Origin of the sequence: Neobacillus sp. D3-1R (assembly GCF_052180215.1) — a bacterium.
Lineage (GTDB): Bacteria > Bacillota > Bacilli > Bacillales > Cytobacillaceae > Pseudoneobacillus.
The window spans coordinates 1148864-1172337 of sequence record NZ_CP197471.1 but is presented as its reverse complement, the minus strand read 5'-3'; the positions used below and the strand labels follow the sequence as shown (position 1 = coordinate 1172337).

General features: G+C 35.7%; 23 protein-coding genes and 1 riboswitch. Of the genes, 6 read left to right on the top strand and 17 right to left on the bottom strand.

What is annotated here, in order from left to right; translation table 11 throughout:
- Window positions 1–71: 71 nt before the first annotated feature.
- The 15 genes from ACSBPO_RS05895 to ACSBPO_RS05825 form a co-directional block, all read right to left on the bottom strand.
- A complete protein-coding gene (locus ACSBPO_RS05895) occupies window positions 72–2981 on the bottom strand; it encodes a bifunctional diguanylate cyclase/phosphodiesterase (protein ID WP_442599138.1) in 2910 nt (969 codons plus the stop codon).
- A 141-nt stretch (window positions 2982–3122) separates the two neighbouring features.
- Window positions 3123–3482, bottom strand: a complete 360-nt coding sequence (locus ACSBPO_RS05890) for a YisL family protein (protein ID WP_442599137.1) — start codon at window positions 3480–3482, stop codon at window positions 3123–3125.
- Window positions 3483–3571: 89 nt separating this feature from the next.
- Complete coding sequence (locus tag ACSBPO_RS05885; protein ID WP_442599136.1) at window positions 3572–4468, bottom strand: fumarylacetoacetate hydrolase family protein; 897 nt, start codon at window positions 4466–4468, stop codon at window positions 3572–3574.
- Between the two features lie 137 nt (window positions 4469–4605).
- The gene (locus ACSBPO_RS05880) at window positions 4606–5526 is read right to left on the bottom strand and encodes a type II secretion system F family protein (RefSeq protein ID WP_442599135.1); all 921 of its coding nucleotides are present in this window, start codon (window positions 5524–5526) and stop codon (window positions 4606–4608) included.
- Between the two features lie 6 nt (window positions 5527–5532).
- Complete coding sequence (locus tag ACSBPO_RS05875) at window positions 5533–6492, bottom strand: type II secretion system F family protein (protein WP_442599134.1); 960 nt, start codon at window positions 6490–6492, stop codon at window positions 5533–5535.
- Window positions 6493–6494: 2 nt separating this feature from the next.
- A complete protein-coding gene (locus tag ACSBPO_RS05870) occupies window positions 6495–7919 on the bottom strand; it encodes a CpaF family protein (RefSeq protein ID WP_442599133.1) in 1425 nt (474 codons plus the stop codon).
- Window positions 7916–8776, bottom strand: coding sequence for an AAA family ATPase (locus ACSBPO_RS05865; protein ID WP_442599132.1), 861 nt, complete (start codon window positions 8774–8776; stop codon window positions 7916–7918). The genes ACSBPO_RS05870 and ACSBPO_RS05865 overlap by 4 nt, the downstream gene beginning before the upstream one ends.
- Before the next feature lie 27 nt (window positions 8777–8803).
- Complete coding sequence (gene cpaB, locus ACSBPO_RS05860) at window positions 8804–9502, bottom strand: Flp pilus assembly protein CpaB (protein ID WP_442599131.1); 699 nt, start codon at window positions 9500–9502, stop codon at window positions 8804–8806.
- A 10-nt stretch (window positions 9503–9512) separates the two neighbouring features.
- On the bottom strand, window positions 9513–10430 hold the full coding sequence (locus tag ACSBPO_RS05855; RefSeq protein ID WP_442599130.1) for a TadE/TadG family type IV pilus assembly protein: 918 nt from the start codon (window positions 10428–10430) through the stop codon (window positions 9513–9515).
- An 11-nt stretch (window positions 10431–10441) separates the two neighbouring features.
- Window positions 10442–10825: a TadE/TadG family type IV pilus assembly protein gene (locus ACSBPO_RS05850; RefSeq protein ID WP_442599129.1), complete on the bottom strand. Its 384-nt coding sequence runs from the start codon at window positions 10823–10825 to the stop codon at window positions 10442–10444.
- The gene (locus ACSBPO_RS05845) at window positions 10822–11343 is read right to left on the bottom strand and encodes an A24 family peptidase (RefSeq protein WP_442599128.1); all 522 of its coding nucleotides are present in this window, start codon (window positions 11341–11343) and stop codon (window positions 10822–10824) included. Before ACSBPO_RS05845 ends, ACSBPO_RS05850 begins: the two co-directional genes overlap by 4 nt.
- 200 nt (window positions 11344–11543) lie before the next feature.
- Entirely contained in the window at window positions 11544–11717 is a 174-nt protein-coding gene (locus ACSBPO_RS05840) for a Flp family type IVb pilin (protein WP_442599127.1), read from the bottom strand.
- 13 nt (window positions 11718–11730) lie between these two features.
- Window positions 11731–11931 (bottom strand): Flp family type IVb pilin, encoded by a 201-nt coding sequence (locus ACSBPO_RS05835; RefSeq protein WP_442599126.1) that lies wholly within the window; start codon window positions 11929–11931, stop codon window positions 11731–11733.
- Between the two features lie 15 nt (window positions 11932–11946).
- Window positions 11947–12291 carry a DUF192 domain-containing protein gene (locus ACSBPO_RS05830; RefSeq protein WP_442599125.1) on the bottom strand — a complete coding sequence of 115 codons (345 nt, stop codon included), beginning with the start codon at window positions 12289–12291 and terminating at the stop codon, window positions 11947–11949.
- A gap of 82 nt (window positions 12292–12373) precedes the next feature.
- A riboswitch (cyclic di-GMP riboswitch) is annotated at window positions 12374–12460 on the bottom strand.
- 247 nt (window positions 12461–12707) lie between these two features.
- Entirely contained in the window at window positions 12708–13871 is a 1164-nt protein-coding gene (locus ACSBPO_RS05825; protein WP_442599124.1) for a DUF418 domain-containing protein, read from the bottom strand.
- Window positions 13872–14084: 213 nt separating this feature from the next.
- Between ACSBPO_RS05825 and ACSBPO_RS05820 the strand changes: the two genes are divergently transcribed.
- From ACSBPO_RS05820 to ACSBPO_RS05795, 6 genes are all read left to right on the top strand, one after another.
- Entirely contained in the window at window positions 14085–14306 is a 222-nt protein-coding gene (locus tag ACSBPO_RS05820; RefSeq protein WP_442599123.1) for a spore germination protein, read from the top strand.
- A gap of 32 nt (window positions 14307–14338) precedes the next feature.
- Entirely contained in the window at window positions 14339–14593 is a 255-nt protein-coding gene (locus tag ACSBPO_RS05815) for a spore germination protein GerPB (RefSeq protein WP_442599122.1), read from the top strand.
- Between the two features lie 32 nt (window positions 14594–14625).
- Window positions 14626–15252: a spore germination protein GerPC gene (gene gerPC / locus ACSBPO_RS05810; RefSeq protein WP_442599121.1), complete on the top strand. Its 627-nt coding sequence runs from the start codon at window positions 14626–14628 to the stop codon at window positions 15250–15252.
- Window positions 15249–15428, top strand: a complete 180-nt coding sequence (locus ACSBPO_RS05805) for a spore gernimation protein GerPD (RefSeq protein WP_442599120.1) — start codon at window positions 15249–15251, stop codon at window positions 15426–15428. The genes gerPC and ACSBPO_RS05805 overlap by 4 nt, the downstream gene beginning before the upstream one ends.
- A 5-nt stretch (window positions 15429–15433) precedes the next feature.
- The gene (locus ACSBPO_RS05800; RefSeq protein ID WP_442599119.1) at window positions 15434–15841 is read left to right on the top strand and encodes a spore germination protein GerPE; all 408 of its coding nucleotides are present in this window, start codon (window positions 15434–15436) and stop codon (window positions 15839–15841) included.
- 79 nt (window positions 15842–15920) lie between these two features.
- Window positions 15921–16139, top strand: coding sequence for a spore germination protein (locus ACSBPO_RS05795; RefSeq protein WP_442599118.1), 219 nt, complete (start codon window positions 15921–15923; stop codon window positions 16137–16139).
- A 49-nt stretch (window positions 16140–16188) separates the two neighbouring features.
- On the opposite strand, the gene addA is transcribed toward ACSBPO_RS05795, so the two are convergent.
- A complete protein-coding gene (gene addA / locus ACSBPO_RS05790; protein ID WP_442599117.1) occupies window positions 16189–19956 on the bottom strand; it encodes a helicase-exonuclease AddAB subunit AddA in 3768 nt (1255 codons plus the stop codon).
- Entirely contained in the window at window positions 19949–23455 is a 3507-nt protein-coding gene (addB, locus tag ACSBPO_RS05785) for a helicase-exonuclease AddAB subunit AddB (RefSeq protein ID WP_442599116.1), read from the bottom strand. Before addB ends, addA begins: the two co-directional genes overlap by 8 nt.
- Window positions 23456–23474: the final 19 nt, after the last annotated feature.

Below are 23474 nucleotides of genomic sequence, written 5' to 3'. Positions count from 1 at the left end.
TGGATCTGGACAATTTTCTAAGTCCCAAAAGTTAAAAACCCGAAGTTCTTCTAGAACTTCGGGTTTTCTAATTATTTTTGATTGTAAAAACCTTGTTCAAACTGTTCAACACGCAGCGGTTTATGGATGTAAAAACCTTGTGCATAATGACATTTCATATCTTTTAATAATTGAATCTGCTCTTTTGTTTCTACTCCTTCAGCAACTACTTCAATATCTAAACCATATCCCATCGTAATAATCGCTTTCACAATCGCAATATCAGATGATTCATTGCGAAGGTTATGGATAAATGAACGGTCTATCTTCAGCTTATTAATCGGCAAATTCCGCAGATAACTTAAAGAGGAATAGCCAGTACCAAAATCATCAATTGAAACCTTTACACCTATTTCTTGTAAAGCCTTCATGGTATTGATACTATTTTCAATATTTCTTAACATGATACTTTCAGTAAGCTCTAATGTTAGACATTTCGGTTCTAGTCCTGATTCAGCTAAAGCATTTTTTACATCATATAAAAAGTCCGGTTTTTGAAATTGTTCTGCTGAAACATTGACAGATACAGATAAGTCCTTCAAGCCTTTTTCTTGCCACTTTTTATTTTGCTTACATGCAGTATAAAGTACCCAGCTGCCAATTTCCTGAATTAACCCTGTTTCTTCTGCCAAAGGTATAAAATCAGCTGGTGAGACTAATCCCAGCTTAGGATGATTCCATCTAATTAAAGCCTCGCTACCATATAATCTACCAGAATCTAAATCTACTAAAGGTTGATAACAAAGGAAAAATTCATTTTTCACAAGAGCTTTTCGTAAATAACTTTCCAATTCTAGTCGGTTCATAGCCTGTTCATTCATTTCTGTCGAAAAGAAAGTAAATCTATTTCCACCTTGATTTTTCGAACGATTCATGGCGATATCTGCATTTTTTAATAAAGCATGCTCATCAAGCCCATCATTGGGAAATAAGCTGACTCCAATGCTAGCAGAAATAAAGAATTCTTGATTTAAATAAAAAATAGGTTTTGAAATTTCTGCTTGGACGGTCTCAACCATTTTCATAACGGATTCCATTTGAATTTCTTTAGTTAGAATTAATGTAAATTTGTCTCCGCCAAATCTGCCTAGATAGCTGCCACTCGGTAAAGAAGATTTAAGTCGGTCGACAATATCTCTTAATATGGAATCTCCTGCATAATGACCTAAACTATCATTAATAATTTTAAATCTATCTAAATCCAAAGATAAAACCGCTAGCATTCGTTTTTTCTTTTTAGCTCTATAAAGCATTTCCTCTAGAATTTCTGTTAATTTTAAGCGGTTTGGCAGACCTGTATCCTGATCAAAATAGGCTAATTGGAAGATTCTCTCTTCTATTTTCTTTTGTTCTGTAATGTTTCTACCTATTCCGTAAATACCCACCACTTCGTCATTAATAGTAATTGGTATATTCTTCATTTGAAAAAGCTGTATATTCCCATCCTTTGACGGAATTTCCAGGTTATAATGTTGCTCTTTCCCCTTTAAGGTTCGTGTAAAGTGACTCTTGACCCTCAAGATATCATCTTCATTAATATATCTTAAAGCAGGCTTTCCTAAAATTTCATCCCTACTGTATCCAAAGGTATTCTCAAAAGCTAAATTAACACTTGTAAAACGACCATTTAAATCCGTTGAATACACAAAATCAGTATTGTTATCAAATAATGATCTGTAATATTGTTCAGAAGTTAAGATATTATCATTTAAATTCCGAATTTCATTTTGTGATTCTTGCATTAAATGCGTTAAGGTAATCATGGTCTGCAATTGAACTGGATAGGTATATTCAAAATGATTGATATTCATCTCTTTTGAAACACCAGTTTCTGAAATAGCTAAATAACTTAATGAATGACCAATGATTTGCGGTGTTAAACCTTTTTTATAGAATATTTCACCATACGAAAAAAATCCGCTTATAGGTGAAATTGTGTTTAACATTTTCATTTCTTCACCAGTAAAATGGCTCATAAACCTTTTACGCGCCATACAGTTATAAACAAAAATAGTTTCGGGTGTTTTTTTCGCTAATCGTTTCAACTGGGTTAAAGAGTTATTTATAATTTCACCCATATTGGCATAAGCAAAAGTAAGTTTTTTACCTTCAACGACTTTACGATTAACATCAATAGCCCCATTTTTATGTAGCTTTGTAATAAAAACAGAAACTCTCGACCCATTATCTTCAAGAATAAACGGAAACTCGACGCCTGATTGTGGTAACCCATCAATGAAGGTATCACCTAAAAACTTTCTTAAGATATGGATAGGTCTTTTATTATCTATTTCTAAGATGGTCGTGCCTTTTGACTTTGTCACTTGAAAGCTTTGACCAATTTCTTGCCATTCAAAATTAGTAAAGTTCTCAATAACTAGATCTTTCCCTTGTAATGAAACAGCAACAATCCCTTTAGATGTCATTTCATCCCCAGTAAAGACAAACGCTTCTTCAAATTCACCATTATCTCCTGCTATCCCGCCAGCTAGAACGACATTTGGACACTCTTCGTGTAAGCCTTGCAATAGCTCTTGAACGTTTACATCAAAACTAGTTGGGAACAAGATAATTGCCTTTGTCTCCGGCGAAGTTATTCTGGTCGTGATACTTTTCCCCATAAGATAACTATTATCTTCAAATAAATCTAAATGAAGAAGAACAGATTGCAATTCTACTTGTTCAAAAGTGGTAAAAGAGAGAACAATTTGAAAGTCATGTACTTCTCCTTCAAAGATTTCACCTGCTGTTGTACACCCAATAACAGTAGCATTGGGTAGATATCGTTTAAGGTTATTTTGAACCTCCGATATTCTTTGCTTTTCAGGAGAACCAGAAAATACTTGAACAAGTACGTTCGAACTGTGTCTAAGTTCATTTTTTTCTATGTATTCAATTAATTGTTCGTCATTTTGATAAAGACAGGATACGGATTTGGCCACATTTATCACCATTTTTTAGAAGTTCTTACATTAAAAATATCACAATTTTCGTTCTAATCCTATCAAAAAAAATAAAAAAGCTGTCATTTTGACAGCTTTTGTTGAAAAATGTCTATTTTTATTGATTTATATGTCCAATTCTTAAAATCCTAGCGGAAGTTTAAACCCTAAATAAAGAGCTAATAGGAAGGCAATGATAAATTGGATCCATAGTACTTTAGTTGGCTGGTTCTTTGATAGCTTTGAAAGGATCATTTCAAAAAGACCAATAATCCAAATTCCGATAGCTGCTTTTAAAATATACTGTAGACTTAAATCGGTACTTAACATACCATAACCAAATAAAAGAATTAAACCAGTTGCTAGAATCAATAAATAAACTACTCGTAAAACCATTTGCATGATTTTAAAGCCCTTTGCCTTCCCTGACTTATGAAGGGAGATAGCAATGAAAAAGAGGATAAGAGCTAAAAACCAAGACGTTATATGGGCGTGCGTCATTTAAGTGCCTCCTTATGTATTGTTCCTCCGTATCTTATCACACTTTAAGGAAGATAAAAAAGTTTTATATACCAATGTTATCAAAATAACTAGTATATTTTATTTTCTAGTATTCCAATCGTTTCAACTTCAATGGTTACAACATCACCATGTTTTAAAAACTTAGGTGGCTTATAGCCTTTTCCAACTCCAGCAGGTGTACCAGTAGCAATAATGTCCCCTGGTTCTAGAGTCATCCCTTTTGAAAGAACGGATATGATTTCTTCTATATCAAATATAAAATGTTTTGTATTTGAATCTTGTCTTAATTCACCGTTTACCTTTGTTTGAATATTTAAGTGGTTTGGGTTATCAACCACAGATTTATGTACAATCCAAGGTCCCATTGGACAAGAAGTGTCTAGACTCTTTCCAATAAAGAATTGTTTATGCTTCGATTGTAAATCACGAGCTGTGATGTCATTGATAATCGAATAACCAAAAACATAATCAAGCGCTTCTTCTCTTGATATCCCCTTTCCCTTCTTCCCAATAATGATTGCTAGCTCTCCTTCATAATCTAATTCATTTGTTATATCTGAATGAGAAAGTACATCATGACTTGGACCTACCACAGTAGTTGGTGCTTTCGTAAAAACCATCATATGTTCCGGGATATCCTCTGCACTACCCATTTCTATAGCATGCTCTACATAATTTTTACCGACACAAATAATATTCTTTTCAGGTTTATGTATGGGGGCAAGCATTCTTACTTGATTAATAGGGATATGCAGATCGGTTCGAGAGTGAAATACACTTGATTGATTTTGAATCCTATCAATAAAATCCGAACCCAGCTTTATACATTCAAGCAGACTATCAGGTATGATCGAGCTTCCAAAAACACTTTCTTCGACTCTTTTTAAAGGAATAATATGCTGCTCATCATTTGTTATCATTCCAACAAATGGACTTTCTTCACCCACTGCTGTAACTAACTTCATTTCATCCACCCCTTCTTCATTTTTATTAATTTTACTATAATACAAACCTAACAAAGATAAAATTAAAATACATGTAATAAAATGGATGAAAGCGGTGGGCTCCCCCAACCGCTTTCATGTATTCCTACTAATATTTTTTACTTCTGGAAAGTTTGGACGAATTGAATGATAGCCGGACCTAACAATACAATAAATAAACTAGGAAAAATAAATAGAACTAAGGGAAAAAGCATTTTTATTGGAGCTTTCATCGCTTCCTCCTCTGCCCTTTGTTTGCGCTGCTCTCGTACCTCGCTAGATTGTACACGCAATACTTGTACCATTCCGATTCCCAATTTTTCTGCTTGTAATATACTACTGATAAAAGAACGCACCTCATCTACTTCGACTCGATCCCGAATTCCCGATAATGCCTCTCTTCTTGTTTTTCCTAGTCGAATTTCTTCCAAACAACGATGGAATTCGTCAGCAAGTACCCCATGTTTTTTTGAAACCACTTTGTTTACGGCTGAATCGAAGCCTAACCCAGCTTCTAAACTAACTGTTAACAAATCTAATACATCAGGAAGTTCCTTTAAAGCAGAGTGACTTTTTTGCTTCATCTTTTGTTTTAGATAAAAGTTTGGCAGAAAAACAGCAATTAGAATCCCAATGAAAGAGAATAATATGATTCCGCCGAGTCCTGCACGTAGTAACGAAGCATAGCCACCAAATAATACTGGAAGAATGACAAACAAAGCTGTCTGTACTAAACGAAAATCAACCGGAGTCATTCCAAAAGGATTTCCGGCTAACTGAAGCTTTCTCTCGAGCTTTGCCTCTTTTTCTCCAGGCATTCTCTTTTTAAAACTTCTTTTAAAATCTGACCAAAATGGGCGCATAAAACGATGAAAGAAAGAGGATTTTATTTCCTTTTCTATTGGTTGATTTACAGTTTCCTTTTCACCTTTAATAAAAACGGCCATCCTTTTTTGAAGTTTATCCTTTTTTTCCAATCTAACAAGGAAAATCCCATAGACCAAGAGAGTAATACAAAAAAAGAAAGCTAAAAATAGCATATTCATTTACACCTCAATAGTGGTAATTTTTTTAATTAACACAAAACCTATAACACCAGATATCCCTCCTGCAATAGTTAAGGCGATACCAATTGGATGGGTAAACAATGTCCCAATATATTGAGGTTCTATTAAATAAATAACAAAGGCTAAAATAATAGGCAAAAGTCCGATCACAATACCGGATAATCTTCCTTGAGCGGTTAAAGTTTTAATTTGTCTTTGAATTTTTGTCCGGTCACGAATTGTTTCAACGATTTTATCCAAAACCGTTGCAAGATTTCCACCAACCTGCCTTTGAATAAGTATCGCTTGAATCATTAAATCCAAATCTTCACTAGGCATTCTCTCTTTTAGTTCATTTAGTGAATCCTCAAGACTGCTTCCATATTGCATCTCCTTTATTACGGTTTCCATTTCCTCTTTTATCGGAGAATCCGCTTCTTCAATAACCGTTTTTAAAGCTTGTGGAAAGCTAAATCCCGCTCTTAAAGAGCCTACTATGGTTGAGATCATATCTGGCAAACCATCATTAAACCTTGCCATTCTCTCTTTTTGCTTTTTCTTTAAATACCATCTGGGAATTTGAAACCCCATTAATAAGCCTATAGGAAGTAATAACCAATTACCTGTAAGTAAGACCATTAAGCCTCCCAGCAAGGCGGTACTGATCCATTGAAAAAGAACATATTCTTCAGGTTTAATTGGTAGACCTGACCTAGATAGCATGGATTCTAGTTTATTGTTCTTCTCCTTAGATAAGACATTTTTACGAATGCGCTGCTTGGCTAATTGATATTGAAGAAATAAATTAAAGTGTTTAGGATTTAATTTTTGCTCTGAATGAGCTAAATATCGCTTCATCCGCTTTTCAAGCCTTTTATCTGAAAAAAATAAGAGCCTTAATAAATAGATGAAGAAAAAAAAGGAGGTGAACAGAAAGAAAAGTAAGATTAGGTAAATCATTTTCACCACTCCGCTTCATCAATAAATACACTTGCCGGAATATGAATTCCTGAGTTTTCAAGACGTTCATAAAATTTGGGTCTAACCCCTGTTGGAACCAGCTTCCCGATAATTTTCCCTTCTTCATTTACTCCTTCTTGGTTATAGGTAAAGATATCTTGTAAGACGATTACATCGCCTTCCATCCCTTGTACCTCAGTTATACTGATGATTTTTCTTGTACCATCCTTTAAGCGGGATTGTTGAATAATTAAGTCAATTGCTCCAGCTATTTGTTCCCGTATGGCTTTCACTGGTAGTTCCACCCCAGCTAATAAAACCATGGTTTCTAGCCTGGCAATCATATCACGTGCACTATTTGAGTGACCGGTTGCTAATGAACCATCATGTCCGGTATTCATCGCTTGAAGCATATCTAATGCCTCAGCACCACGAACCTCGCCGATAACAACTCTATCAGGGCGCATCCTTAATGAGTTTCGTACTAAATCACGAATCGTAATGGCACCTTTCCCTTCAATATTAGGTGGACGGGATTCTAATGAAACAATATGTTCTTGTCCTAATTGAAGCTCCGCTGCATCTTCTATCGTGACAATACGTTCATCTTCAGGAATAAAATTGGATAACACATTTAGGGTTGTCGTTTTCCCAGAACCAGTCCCACCACTTACAAATATGTTAAGTCTGGCCTTCACACATGCCTCCAAAAAAATCGCCATCTCTTCTGTTAAGGTTCCAAAATTGATTAAGTCAGAAATTTGAAAAGGATCTTTTGAAAATTTACGTATGGTGATCGTTGGCCCCTTTAATGCTAATGGCGGTATAATGGCATTTACACGCGATCCATCAGGCAAGCGGGCATCTACCATCGGTGAACTCTCGTCGATTCGCCTACCAATTGGTGCCACTATTTTTTCAATCACAGCCATCACGTGCTCATCATCCCGAAACTGAATCGAAGTTAATTCAAGGCGCCCATTCCGTTCACAATAGACTTGATTCGGCCCGTTTACCATTACTTCGGAAACCTCTTCATCCATTAACAATGGATTAATGGGCCCAAATCCAGTAAGGTCATTGGTTAATTCATCAATCACTTTCTTACGATCAATTTGCCCACGAAATGTTTCATCCTCTTTAATAATCTCAATTGCCATACTCTCTAATTGAGGAATAATTCCTTCCACATCTTCATCCTTCAGCTCACTTAGAATCTTTTTATGGAGGAGATTTTTTAATTCTTGATGTTTATCTACCTTTTTCACTATGGTGTTTTCTTTGCGATGATCCCGTTTACGGTTATCCCGAAACACATTTCGTATATCAACCTTTGGAGCAGGAGGATTATCAATAATGGATGATTCTATCTCTGAATTAACGACAGATTGTTGTGTTTTCTCTTGGATACGATCTAATAAACTCATTCATGGATCCCTACCTTTTTCTGCTTGCGAGAAATTAGTTTTGATAAAAATGAAGGCTTATTCGCTTTCAATAAACCAATTTCTCTTCGAGAGGTAATTTGTTCAGCCATTTTAAACACGGACTTTGCAACTTCCGTTTTCCCTTGATTCATCACAAATGGTATCCCAATATTTAAAGACTGAGAACAAACTTGAAAATCATTTGGTATATAAAATGGATTTTCATCTCCTAAAATTTGTGCAGCATCTGTTGCCTGTATGACGCTTTCCATTGTTGCTCGGTTTATCACAATACGTATTTTCTCTTTTAAACCTAATATTTCAAAGGTTTCTAACATTAGTTTTGTATTTTTTAACGTGGCCATTTCCAAATTTGTCACAACTAAAATTTGATCTGCTTTTTCCACAAAGTTTAATGTATGTTCGTTAAAGCCTACCCCAGTGTCAACCAGCGTATAATCAAAGATTTGAAGCATATGTTCCATTACTTTATTGACCTTTTCCTTTGACATTAAATCAGCATATTCTGGTCGTTCAGGGGCAGGCAATACCTTTACTCCACTTTCATGACGGCAAAGATAACCAGGTAAGCTGTATTCATCCAGCGTTTCAATTCCTTCAATTACTTCTTTCATCGTAAAAGTTGATTGAAGGTCCATAGCTAAACTGACATCTCCAAATTGGAAGTCCCCATCCACTACCCCTACAGAGATATTCTTTTTGTAAAGTGCAGCAGCAATGTTAACTGTTAATATGGTTCTGCCAATCCCGCCTTTTGCGCTACAGACTACAATCATCTCACCACGATTCGGACGTATGTTATTCTTACCTGTTTGCAATTCATCTTGGCTTGTCATGATTATTCACCTTCCATTTGGTTTGCACTAATTTGAAGCCTTAACTTCCTTTTCTTTCTCAATAGGTCTTTGATGCAATATAAAATGAATGCTGCCCTGTTCAGCAGAATTAATAAGCTTTACTGCATCATTCTGCTTTAATTCAAGAGTTACCGAGCTATATTCTACATAAGGCTCTTCTGTTTCTTCCGAATCTACTAATTTTCTTCCTACTGCCAACACTCTTGCTTTTTCTAAAAGAACAACGGAATCTACCGATGTTTCAGTAGCGCTTTCCTTCTTTGCTTTTGAAAAAACGACATCTACATCATCTTCTGGTTCTATTAAGTTTGAAACGGATTGATTAAAATTCACTCCCACGGAAACTGCCCGATAACCTTCTCTAATTTTTCTCGATACAAAAAGTTTTTCTTCCTTTTCCGTTACCAATCGATGTGATAAAATCGCCTCTCCCTTTACAATGACAGAAGTGGCAATCTTCCCTTCCGCTGCATCTATACTTTTTAAAGCCTCTGGATGAACACTTTTTTCTGGCATTGAAACAAGTTCTAGTTTACTTGCCGAAATTCTTTCATTCTTTTCAATTTGCTCTTTCGCAACCACTACTTTAACTGTATTAGTAGTAGAAACAGTAGCTGCATCAAATTGCTTCATATAATTAAAAAATAAAACGGTTGTGATGACTCCCATAACAAGAGCCACGATTAAAACGATTTTCGATCGCATTTATGCTCACCTACTCTGTTAATCGGATGCTATAAGCTCCTTTAAATAAACTGCCTTCTTCTTCAAAACCAGTTCCTGCTCTTTTAATAAACATCCCTCTGATAGATGTATCCTTTGAATCCATTGGGTCTGTTATATAGAAATAGGCAAATCCAGTAATTTCAACACTTTTTAATTGGTTTTGATCAATTTTATTTGGTTTGTAAACGGGAACTAAAATGACCCTTGAACAATCACGGTCGTTTACATCACGGGGCATTTCCGTACAGCCATTCACTCGCTCTTGTATCACTTCTCTTGTTTTACCTGCAATATTTCCTGTCTGTGTTTCAAGGACCATCCCTGTTTGTAATTCCTCTTGATAACCATTACGTAGATTTTCTTCGAATGGTTTTGCTCCAGTACTACCTAACGCCAAAACGCCAAAATTACCATACTCTACCCCAGATGAATCTACCTTTAATTGATAAGGCTTTAAATACTCTAGAGGAATTCGGTCATCAATTCCTAATGGGGCAGCTCCCACTGCTCGTCCCATTGTTCGCAACTCAGCTGCAGCATGAACTTGCACATCCATTTTTTCAAACCCAAATAATCGAGCAAAAGATAATTGGACTGGTTTATTCAGGTCAACAGCCACTCGCTTTTCCATCTCAATTTCTACTTTTTCTAATGAAGATTCTTCTTTATGTGATTTAAGTATATCCATTACGATGGTTTCTACTTTATCTTCTTGATTGGTTAACTCTTGTGCACCTGACAATACAGCACTATTGGCTACCTTTTGGAGATGACTTTTTGTCATATAAACTAAACCGCCATCTATCGCTAATCCAGCCATCCCCAATAACCCCATAAAGGCAATGGCCGCGAAAACAATAGCATTTCCCTGTTCCCGCTTAAATAGATTAAGTATTATTTTTTTCAATGTCCCACCCCTTACTCAACCCTTATCGTCGAATCTGTTTCGATCCATAACAAAGAAGGAAACAAATGCGATAAGAATGGGGTATATAGTTGAAAGGGATACTTTAAATCAACGGTCATATAATCACCGGAATGCCGGTCTAATTCTTTTGGAGTGATATTGACATCTAAATTAGCAGCGTCTCCTAAATGAACATAATTGTGCGCAAACTCGATTATTTCCGAATCGCTGCCCCCTAAACCTCCAACTCTAACCGTTTCCTGTGCTGCCATATTCAAATGAGAATAGGAATATAAGAATCTTCCAAAATCCAGGATTCCAACCAATAAAAGCAAAAGGACTGGCAATAATAATGCTGTTTCTACCATTGATTGGCCACTTTCGTTATTTCTCATATGGCCATTCCTCCAGCTGATGCCCATATTTCACAAATGGCTCCTGCTGCTATAGCTACCCCATAAGGATAAGTAGTTGATAAGGCTTCTTTATCAAGAGAAAACGGAATCTTAACACCCTGCTTTAAGCATGAAAGATAAAAAATGGTATGTTTAATCCGTGCCTTCACCCCTTTACGGAAAAGAAAGATAAAAATAGCAATTAAACCACCTGCAAGTCCCATATACAATGCTGTCATCAAGACGAAGCTGGTCCCTTTTAATGCTCCGATAACGGCTAATAATTTGACGTCTCCTGCTCCCATACCACCCATGAAATAGGGGATAATTAAAATAGCTAATCCAACCATTGTCCCTAAAAATGTTACAACTAATCCGTCCCATCCACCTAAGACAACATTTAAAATCCATGCAATGCATAATACAGGAAACAAGACGACATTATAAATCTTTCTCTCTTTTAAATCTGTTACCACACAGATCAACAATAATAAAATTAAAATGACATTACTCCACATGCATCTCCCTCTTTTCGAAAGGGTAATTTTTTACAAAAAAAGCCCCACGTTACTAAAGAACGTAAGGCTTCTTTTTTACACCTCGATGACTAGTATCATAATAGACTCTGGCAGTTTGGAATGTAGATTGATAATAATATTATAGAATATATAAGTTCTTTTCCCTCTACAGCTTAGCCATTCCGCCTTTCATATTACTACTAGCCCTCGGAACTTGTTAATATCTCTAAAGTATTCGTAAGCATTGTTACAACGTTCTCGGATAATCCTGCTATTAATCCTAGAACTGCCACTGCAATAACTCCTATAACAATACCGTATTCAGAAAGTCCTTGGGCCTTTTCTTCTATAAAGAAACCTTTAAGAGCCTTCATTACTTACTTCACATTAAGGAGTAGTCGTAGTGCTATCGCCAGTTTCAGCTCCAGTTACTGCTGATACCACGTTATCAAACATTGTTACGATTTGCTCACGTAGTAAAGCTAATGCTCCAACAACCGCTACTGCGATAATTCCTAATACTAAACCGTACTCTGTCATCCCTTGACCTTGTTCTTCTACTACTAAGCCTTTTAATTTGTTCATCATTTTTCATCAAACCCCTTATCCAATAATTTGTATTTTGTGTCCTACTTTCGTTCCTGACTTCTGTATGGTCCCTGATGGAAGTTCTAAAACAGAATGACCATTTTTATATACCTGTCCTATTTTTGAAGGCTGCAGTTTTTCATCTACACCAACAATTTCTAAGTCTTTATTTAGATAAAGAACATCAATAGGATAGTTCATAAAAAAGGTGTGTATGGATCGGCAGGGTTGAATATGCAAGCCATGACCTTCAGGCAAACTTTTTGAAAACATTAGCCCTCTTAATCTAGTAAAAAAAGAATGTGCTTTTGTTAACTGGTTTGCTAGTTCCGTACCGTTTGATAGGTTCATGACTTTCATTCTTTCACCTCCATTTTTGCAACAAAATAACCCCACCTTTAACCGAAAGGGGGGTCATAGAACATATGATTCACCCTGATCTTTCGGTAGCTGGCTGGCATAGTACTTTTGCACCTTAGCCCCTATAGCTTTGCGTCACTGATTTTCATCAGTTTTGCCTTTATCGAGATTCAGTGTTTTATTTTTTCGACTGATCTCTTGTTTTTATGATAGTATTTTTCAAATATATCTAAAATCCGTCAAAAATATCATTTTTTTCTGAAAATTAACTAGGGCTATTTATCTATTTTTAAAGTCACTTAGATTCTTTATATGCCATTCTACTTATTTTTATGAATATTCCTTTACATTTTATACAATTACACCGATATAATAGGAATTTACTCCTTTGACATTTTAAAAATATTGTCGATTGTCTAGGAAGATGATCTACCTTTTCTCCAAGTTGGTTTTTTACAATAGGAAAATGCTCTCCAAATCCATTCAACAGGTCCATAGTGATGGCTACGCAACCAAACTGTACTTATCAGTGCTTGAATCAAATAAATAGTCACAGCGATTAGTGTCCCTGTTCCGATAGAAATTTTGTTATAAAAACCAAAACCATAGCTATAAAAAAGCAAGGTAGCTACTAAAGATTGGAACAAATAATGACTAATTGCCATTTTCCCAACTGACTGAAAAATTTTTAAGGGCAAAAACTTATCCATCAATAAAATGATAAGAATAGCGTAGGTAAAACCCAATAAGGGCCCTCCAAAAATATCCTGTATGTATTCCGTAAATAAATTTCTAAAAACAAACGGCAGAAGTTTAAGAACGCAACCAACGCTTCCAAAAATCAGCAATAGTTGTGTCAACTTTTTCTGATTAATGATGTTATTTCGTATCAAATTTAACTTAGCAATACCTGCTCCTATTAGGATAAAAGGAAAAATGGAAAAAAATAATATAAGGATATTGTCTAAACCATTTACTAAATACCAATCATGGAATCTTTGTTTTGTTATGGCAAAAAAAGAACCATTTTGATAAACATCAACCAAACGAAGTGCTTCTTCTTTATTGAAAAAGTTTTCAACTGGAGAAAAGAGACTGACCACAAGTAATAATAAGCTAAATAAAATATTCGGAATCATATAAGAAAGAATTCCAATATATATTAATCTTTTTCCACTTAAATGAAGAAATAGGAGAGCACCAAATCCAAATACAGCATAATTCATTAATATATCACCATGCCAAATAAAATAAGCATGTATACATCCTATAACAAGTAATAGTAATAATCTCCTTACGGCAATACTGATGAAGGATAATCCTTTCACCATGGCTCTTTCTCTTATCACCACCAAACTAAAACCGAAAAGACAAGCAAAGATTGGATAAAAACTTGCTTGAACAAAAAAATCAATTAAACTATACAAAATATGTTGTGACTTCGAAGGCCACCATTCATAAGGATTTATATAGAGCATTGGAGAATGGAAATCAAGCATATTCGTTAGAAAAATCCCCAAAATCGCAAACCCTCTAATCGCATCTATTGACTTAATTCTTTCAAAATCTTGGATTTTCATTGATAACCTCTCTTCACATTATTTCCTATAGAAATTTTAACATTATTCACCAGTAATATTAAAACAAACAAGAAAAATAGGCATTTTAATCACAATCCCATCTAGAATACATAGGATAATTAAGAAATCATTACACCTCTTTTGCCTTGTAGTGAAAACATAATCTTTTATGTTAGAGGTGGGAGGGTAAATTCAGAAAAAGGGTGTACGAAAATGCCAGCGATTGTCGGAGTTGTGCAAGTTATTGCAATAGGAACAAGTTCCGTTTTTAATATCGGGGATGTTTATAAGATTATGCCTATTGCCAATGCAAAAACCTATGCAGGGGCTGGTTCCTTTAATACAGGGGAAGGCGTATATATTCAAAACTATCAAAGTTCAACAAATACCTATGACCATGACGGTTTTGACCAAGGCATTTTATTTAATGCATAAAGCTTTCTATCGTAGAGAAAAAGGTGAGCTCAATGAATTTTTATATCCAACAGTCCATTCAAATTAATACCATTAAAATAGGCAGTGTAACCAACTCGAGTGTCCTTCAGATTGGAAGTGCAGGAGTTATTCGACCGACTTCACATCTTTTTAATACAGGTGGATTTATAAAGCCAGCTCCAGAGGCAAAAAAACCTACTACAAAAGTAACTGAAACCCCACCAACAACTGCACCAACTGTAAGTGATACGGTGAAAGCTCCCGCAGTTCCCATATCTGTACAATAATTAGAGAAGATTTGCCTGGGGAGGGTTAAAACATGAATGATCAATTTTATGACTATATCAGACAACTTCATAGTGTTGTAGAATCACAAGGAAAAAAATTAAAACAATTAGAGAAAACCGTTCAAACACTAGAAGAAGAGCTAAAAGGAATAAAAAATAAAACACCTATAAATGTTGAAAGAATTGAATATAAATTTGATCAATTAAAAATAGAAACTTTAGAAGGTACACTTAATATTGGCCTTAATCCAACAGATTTAGAGAAAGGTATAGAAGATGAATTTTCAGTAAGCGGACAACAATTGGCACCAAATCCTGTTGGACCAGCTGCACGGATGCAATACACGATGAAAATAGAAGAGTCAATCCTTCATTATCTTGAAAATGAAACGAAAACGATTATGGATCAATATGCTCAGGAAAAAAGGATACAATTAGATGATTCCTATGTATCTTTCGTACAAAATGATGTAAAAAAGCAATTATCTAATCGCATTGAATTTTATGTTAATCAGATTCCTTCAGCTCAAAGAACACCAGAACATTTAGCACAAGCAGAACAGCAAATTGTTAAACTAATTAAAAATGATATTCAAAAAGGAATTAAAGTATTTCTAGATAACCTTCCTGCAGAAGTAAAAGGAGGAACCGACTCATGATATTTCAAGTATATAATCGTGAAATATGTGTTACTACGATTCAGGTAGACGGAGTAACGAGCTCATCTTTGTTAATGGTTGGTGATACGCAAACCATCCAATTATCTTCTACTTTCGACACACCAGCAGAATCCCTCATCATTGGTCCATTTGTTCCATTATCACCACAGGCTTGATTGCGATGTTAAGTCGAAGTTCACAAGTTCAAACAGTAAAAATTACCTCTGTAGCCATTGGGTCAGTCACACAAATTGGTGATTCATGTATCATCAATGCTCTTTCAAGAGCATTAGCTGTTCAAAGAGAATCTGAAATTTTCCTAGGCAATGAAGGTGACTATTCAAAGTATCCAATTTTCTCTGAATTAATCCCGCTACCACCCATAGAAGACCATGTCGTGATGCAAAGGATGAATTTATCACCAATCATTCGAGTAGGTCATATTAATGTAATAGGTGTTTCGTCCGCTTCGGGGATTCATATTGGTAGTAGTGAACATATCTGTTTAGAAGCACGAGTAAAACATATTCGTCATTTAGAAAGTGTAGATGAAGAAGAAGCTTCCCAATTACCAGTATCCACTGATTAATAACGGTCTTGTTGGAAAACTTATGGAGATCAAATAAAAAAGGCAATTAAAAGAACCAAACCAAAAAAGGAGTTAGATCATGCCGGCGATTATTGGACCTGTTCAGATTGTCAACGTGACTGGTGGGGTCGTTCATTTTGGGGATTCATTATTTCTTTCTCCAAAGTCCGCCTCCAAGTCAAGTACCGGTGCAGGTGCTGTCAACACCGGTATCGGTTTCTTTACAGCAAATGGAGTTAGCACAAACAATGTCTTAGATACAAATCTACTCGATCAACCTGTTTCGGGTAATAATTAATTTGCATAATGAAAAAGAAGACAGTCCAGACTGTCTTCTTTTTCATTTTTTATATCATTTTTATCACATGTGCCCCGTCAAAGAAGTAGAGATAACTTTCCTTTATTGGCTTTTTTAAAATTTGCTCTAATGCACGAGTATATAGCTCAATCTGCAATTGATATCTGCCCTTTAAAATAGGTTCTGCTTCAGAGAATCCACCTTTAAAACGCTCTGTAATTGTATCGGTTTTATAATCAAGGAGGACCGTCCCTTCTGAATCTTCAAATACACAATCCATTACACCCTGAATAAAAATCGGCTCATTTTCTCCTTGGAAATCAGGATACACTTCTTTCGCAGGCAGTGAAAAACTAAATGGAATTTCTCTTTGTATTCGATCAGCTTTTACTAACCGCATTCCAATTCCTGTTTCAAAAAAACCTAAGATATGATCTATATTTACTACTTCTTTTTGTTCTTTTGTTAATAATTCCTTGTGAACTAAATCTTCTAGAAGGATAGATATAGACTGATGGGTGATGGGTTTCCCCAGGTCAATATGCTGCATAACTAGGTGTAAAATGGTCCCTTTTTCTGCAGGAGAAAAAGATTCCTTTTGAAGGAATTTTGGTCGTTTTAAAATGGGCTTTTGAAACTTCTTTAATAAATCGTGACCACTTTCCTCCGTACCTATTTCCCTTTGTCTTTTCATTTCAGAAACAGATTGCTTTGAACGATAGTTCGAAGCTGCTTCATATGGATAGCTCCAATCTAGTTGAGCGTTAATCTTTTCATACCATTCAGACTGGACTGGTACCATCTCTCCCTTTTCAACTAGTTCTAGGTAATTACCACTTTCCGTTTCTTCATCCTGCTCTATGTCTCTTATTTCATCTGATTTAAGAAGTTTTATTTTCCAACAGGATGGATGATTTAGAATATCCTCAACAAGCAAGGGATGTAACGTAGCATCATCTTCACGTAAATTTTCACAATCGCTATGTCTAACTAGAGCAGGGCCAATCCAATCAAGATAGCTGCCGGCATTAATGCGTTCAAATTCCTTCAGTAACCAATCTTGTTGAGAAATAGTGTTTAACCATTTCTCTCTCTTCTTTTCGAGATCTTTTACTGAAGCAATTAAAAATAATTTTTCTTTGGCTCTTGTTAATGCCACATACAAGACCCGCATTTCCTCCGCAAGCATTTCTAACTTCTTTTTTCTTTTAAAGGCTAATTGAGGCAAAGATGGGTAGGAGATTCGTTTTTCTGAATCGACATATTTAGCAGCAAACCCATATTCTTTATCGAGCATGAACGATTTTTTTAAGTCCATCGTATTAAAGTTTCTATCTAAACCTGCGATAAAGACGAAAGGAAATTCTAACCCTTTACTGCTATGAATCGTCATGACTCTTACCACATCTTCCTGCTCTCCTAAAGCCCTAGCAGCACCAAGATCGTCTCCACGATCCATCATTCTTTCCACAAATCTTAAAAATCGAAATAATCCTCTAAAGGACGTTTTTTCATATTGACGGGCTCGATCGTATAATGCCCTTAAATTAGCCTGTCGCTGTTTACCACCTGGCATACCACCAACAAAATCATAAAAATGTGTATCGCGGTATAACTGCCAGATTAACTCTGATAATGCTCCCTTTCGAGCCTTTAAGCGCCAATTTGTTAATTGTTCCATAAATTGAGTCAGTTGTTCTGTTAGTTTCCAATTTTCTAACGTTACACCTTTTTTGGTAAAGGCAATTAGAGAATCAAAGAATGTACCTTTTTTAGCAAATGTTCTAATGGTTGCCAACTCTTCTTCAGTTAAACCTACAATGGGAGAACGAAGAACCGAAACTAATGGTATATCTTGATTTGGGTTATCTATCACCCTTAATAGAGACAACATAATCGCTACTTCTGTTGCTTCAAAATAACCCGTAGATAAATTCGCATAGATCGGAATACCTTGATATTTAAATTCCTCCATAATTTGAGGTGCCCATGTCATTGAGCGCAATAGAATGACAAAATCACGATAGGTAGCAGGTCGAAACGAATTTGTTTTCGGATTATAAACAGGTTTCTTTTCTGAAATATATTCTTTAATCTTCCCTGCCATTAATCTAGCTTCAAGCTGTGCTTGTTCTAACTCGACTGCATCAAATTCAGTTGTTTCATTATCATTCTCTTCTTTACGTGAATCCTCGTTTTTCTGAAGATCGACAAGTACCACTTCGATGGAGAAATCATCTGAATCTGGATATGGTGCCCCTTGCTTTAATTCTGCCGCTTCATCGTACTCAATTTCGCCAACCTTCACACCCATTAACTGTTTAAATAAGAAATTTGTTCCGTGCAAGACCTCTTTTCGGCTGCGGAAATTTTTAGCCAAATCAATTCTTAAACCTGTTTGATCTCCATCTGTTTGAAAACGGTTATACTTTCCTAAAAAAAGATTAGGTTCGGCCAATCTGAAACGATAAATGGATTGTTTCACGTCACCAACCATGAACAAATTGCCCGTTTCTTCTTTTTCCTGTGAAACCATATTAATGATTGTTTCTTGAACCATATTTGTATCTTGGTATTCATCAACTAAAACTTCTTTAAAATGATTGCCGTACATTAAGGCAACTTCTGAAGGAGACATCTCTCCTTCAGGAGATTTTTGCGTTAATATTTGTAAACACATATGCTCCTGGTCAGAAAAATCGATTAAACCTTTTTCTCTCTTTATCGCTGCGAAGCGATGTGAAAAATCCCGTACTAGTTCCACCAAGGTTTCAATATGGGGTTTCATTAAAACGATATCTCGTAGAAAACTTTCAGGTTTTCTTGAAAATAGCTCATCCTTTAAGTCCGTTATTATTTTCTTTACTTTATCTCTTGTTTTTTTTGATTTCTCTATTAAGTTTTTATCAAACTCATCCCCACGGCAACTCTTTAATGTTGAAAATGGCAACGTCTGAATGGCTTCATATATACTCTGCCAGGAGTCATTGTTTGCCTTTATTAAGGAATCAATTAGTTGTATATCAAGGTTGAAGGTTTCTGCTCTTGGCGCAGGACCTGCTGGTAATTTTGTTAATTCTAAGCCCTGCTCTGCTAAATCCCGGGCACCTTCTAACTGTAGACCAACTTCAAACAGCAATGGTTTCATAAAAGGTAAATTTTCGATAGGTGTAGTTGTTTCCACTTCGTACATTGAAATGACTTTTTGCAAATACTCCTCTGGGGATGGATTAGACATGGCAAAATCGTAAAGCTCACCAATGATCGTTTGTAATGCGATATCACTGCGGTCATTGCTAAACATATCGACTAATTGATAAAAAGCTTCATTTCCCACTTTGCCATATTCAGCCTCGAATAAATCATCCAATACCTCATCTCTTAGCAGTTGAACTTCCGTTTCATTCGCAATCCTAAAACCTGGGTCAATGTCAATCAGGTAGTAATACTTTCTTATTACCTCTAAACAGAAGGCGTGCAGGGTGGAGATGGACGCACGATTTAATAAACTTAATTGTTTCCTTAAATGGGTGGACTTTGGATTAACATTAATGGCTTTTTCTAACGCTTCTCCAATACGATGACGCATTTCGGCTGCAGAGGCATTCGTAAATGTAACCACTAATAATTCATCCACATTAATAGGGTCTTCCGTTGATATGATTTTTTGAATCATTCGTTCTACTAATACAGCTGTTTTCCCTGACCCAGCCGCTGCAGCCACGAGAATATCCTGATTTTTAGCAAAAATAGCTTTCCATTGGTCCTCTGTCCAAGTGGCTTCAGCTGGTTTAGGTGGAATCATTACCTTAGACATGTAAATCCTCCTCCTCCTTCTTTGTTAGACCTTCTATCACTTGCTCTCTCGATTTGGGAACTAGAACACGGAAATCATTTTCAACAATAGATTGATCAAAATGACATACTGGTTTGTATGAGCAGAATGTACATGGTGTTTTATCTTTGAGCTTATATGGAGCAATGCTAATATTCCCATTAATCATTTCATTACCTGTGGAAACATACTTATTTCTCACAAAACCTCTTAATAAATCAAATTCATCCTTTGTTGCTACTTTTGAATTTTTTGAAAGTGTCCCGTCCTTATTAATACTAGCTGAAATGATTGGCGAAGAGCTCGAGTCAATTCCTTCATCCATTAATCTCAATACGTTCGGTTCTGCTAATAGTAATCCATTCATTTTAAATTTTTTAAAGAGTTCTGCCTCAATCTGATCCAAAGTTAATGCTTTTTTCGATTGAACAAGCGGATTATGCACATGGAAATAAAGAACTCCAGCGGGTAAGGCTTGTGATTCTACAAGTTTACTTGAATAGGAAATGACAATATCTAAATATGTTAACATCTGTAAAGCAAGACCATAGTAAACCTCCTGCAAACTAAGGTCCTTTGCACTCGATTTATAATCAACAACCCTTAAATAAACCCCATCTTGATTTGTTGCTTTATCCACTCTGTCAATTCGTCCAACCAATGACATGCTACGTCCATTTTCTAATTCAAATTGTAATGGCGGCAATTCTCCCTTCGGACCAAATCCTAGTTCTAGTCCAACCGGTGCGAATCCACTTACCTTTGCTTGCTCACTTAGCACAAAGGAAGCACGACTTATAATTTGTTCTAGCTTTCTTTTAATATAATGATGGCGATTGGAGCTTAATAGAATTTCATTTTGAAGTCTAGGTGCTAATGCTTCAATTGCTTGTTTTGCCAACTCCTCGCAATCACGACGATTCATTTTGGCCCAAGATTTATTTTCATCTATAATCGTTTGTGATATATACTTTAAAGCCGCATGGAAAAGTTCTCCAATATCCGGGGCCTCTAAGCGGAATATTTGTCGTTCCCTCAGTTGTAGCCCATACTGGACGAAATGCGAGAACGGACAGCTATGAAAAAGTTCCATTCTTGATACACTTGCTTGGATTTGTTCCCCATACAGTTCTTTGGTTAACTCATTCGATAATGGCACAGTTCTATTAGTATAAAATAAACTTGACAATACTTTTTTTGACGAATTCTTCCAATCCTTATTTTCAAGATAATAGTTGTATAAATCCCACCAAAAATCATACATAGGATAATTTCTTTTCATTAACTGCAGCTGTGTCGTGAGATAGCTTAATCCTGTTTTTTTGTTTGCAGCGTACTCTAATTGCTCTCTTTCGAATAATTCACTTATATCCGATACAAAGAAATGTTCCTCATGCTGTGGAAAAAGCTCCTTCATTCGACTGATAAAGGAAGAAGGCATAAGTCCTTTTCCTTCTTCGTTTGCTAAAGGATAGGTTAAATAAAGGACGTCTGATGGCAAAGTAAATGACTTATATGCCAAGAATTGCTCATCTAATAGCTTTATTTTGCTGCTTGGACCAATCTTTAAACCATTCGTAATCAGTCTTTCGCGATCATCATCGGCTAATATTCCTTCATCAGAAAATTTAGCTGGGAATACCCCTTCATTCATCCCGATAACAAAAGCTGCTTTCATTTCAGATAGTCTTGATTTTTCTAAATCTGCCACGATAACCTGATCTAGTGCTGGCGGCACAATCGAGAATTTTAAAGTTTCTAATCCAGCATCTAGAATCATGGCAAACTGTTTAACCGTTAATTTTTCATCCGCAAGCATTTCAACAAATTCATCAAGAAGATCAATGATGGCATTCCATGCTTGGTCATGTTCCCTTGCTTGTACTAAATTTCCTTTTGATTCCTCTACTAATTTCCATTCTTCGAGTTTTGCAGGGATATCTAATTCTTCTAAAAATAAAAATAACGCTTCACAATATTCGATCGTCTTTTCTGACTTGTTTAATCTTCTAACTAAACGTAGAATGGGTGCGGTTATTTTCAACCTAATCTCATTTAGCTCTTGTTCAAATCTTTTTTCCTCATCTGTTTGAATCTTAGATTCAAATTCTATTCCTTTATACTTCCGATAAATCCAACGTTCCTTTTTAATCCATTGGTTTCCTTGGATTCCATAGGCTAATACAAAGTTTTCAAGCTTGTCCGCTTGCTCACGTAGGATCGCTTGGTTTTCCTTTAACGGAAAAAGAAGTTCCGTTTTAATAGCACGAAAAACTGGTTCATAACGCCAATTAGAATGTAAAATTTCTAAGGTTGAACGGATCAGTTCCACTAACGGATGGTGAAGCATCGTTCTTTTTTGGTCAATAAAAAAAGGAATATCATAATCTGCAAAAACCGTTTCAAGAATTTCCTGATATTCCTGACCGTTTCGAATTAAAACGGCAACATCACGATAACGATAAGATGGAGACTCGCTTACTAGCTGTTTTATTTGGCGAGCAACACCCTCAACTTCTGCACGGCGATTGACAGCTTGTCCAATATGAATATTGGACTTTTGTTCAAACTTTACTACTGGTCTAGTATCGAAAAAAGCTTCCAAATGTCTTAAGGAATCGTTATTCCATCTTTTTTGCTTTGTAAAAGGTACTATATTTTCTAGTTCTATACCTTCTGTATGGGCAATTTCATAAATGGTTTGACATGTTTCTCCTGATAATCGGAAAAGGTGCAGTTCATCTGGTGGTGTTTGATAGAATGGCTCGTCTAAGGTCAAAGCAATCGTGACTCTTTTGCAATTTTTCATAAGAGCTGCGATAACCATATATTCTTGTGGTGTAAAACTATCAAACCCATCGATGTATACCTCAGCATTTTGAATAAAACTAGATTCATGTGCTTTTTCAGTTAGTAATCGAAAATAGTCTTCTGAATCTAAATATTTTTGATGCAGGGATTCTTCAAAACTTTTATAAATCAGTTCTAAATCATGTAATTTATCTTTAAGCACTCTTGTTGTACGAGGATCTTTATCAGAGAGTGTCTCACGTTTTATACTTAATTCATTGGGTTGAATACAATATCTTTTAAATTCAGTAAGCATTTGTTCCATCTGCTCAATAAACCCGTTTTTATCAGCTGCTTTATCAAATATTTTTAGATCAGCCTTTTTTTCCTCAATAATCTTTCGAATCAACATATTTAAACCAACACTGGTAAGATGCTGTCTGCTGATTCCACCTGTTTCTTGCAATACTCTCCACGCTAAACGGGAAAAACTAAACACTTGTCCCCTAATCATTCCATTTATATCATTACCTGTTATGAGGCGATATTCTGATAGAAAAGTCATTTGATCCGGTACTAAATAAATAATGGGGTTTCCTTCTGGTTTTTCTTTAAGATGGCTTTTCATTTCATTAAAGCAAAAAGTTGTTTTTCCAGTCCCCGAACGACCAATCAATAAACGAACAGACATCTACTTCGCCACCTCTTTC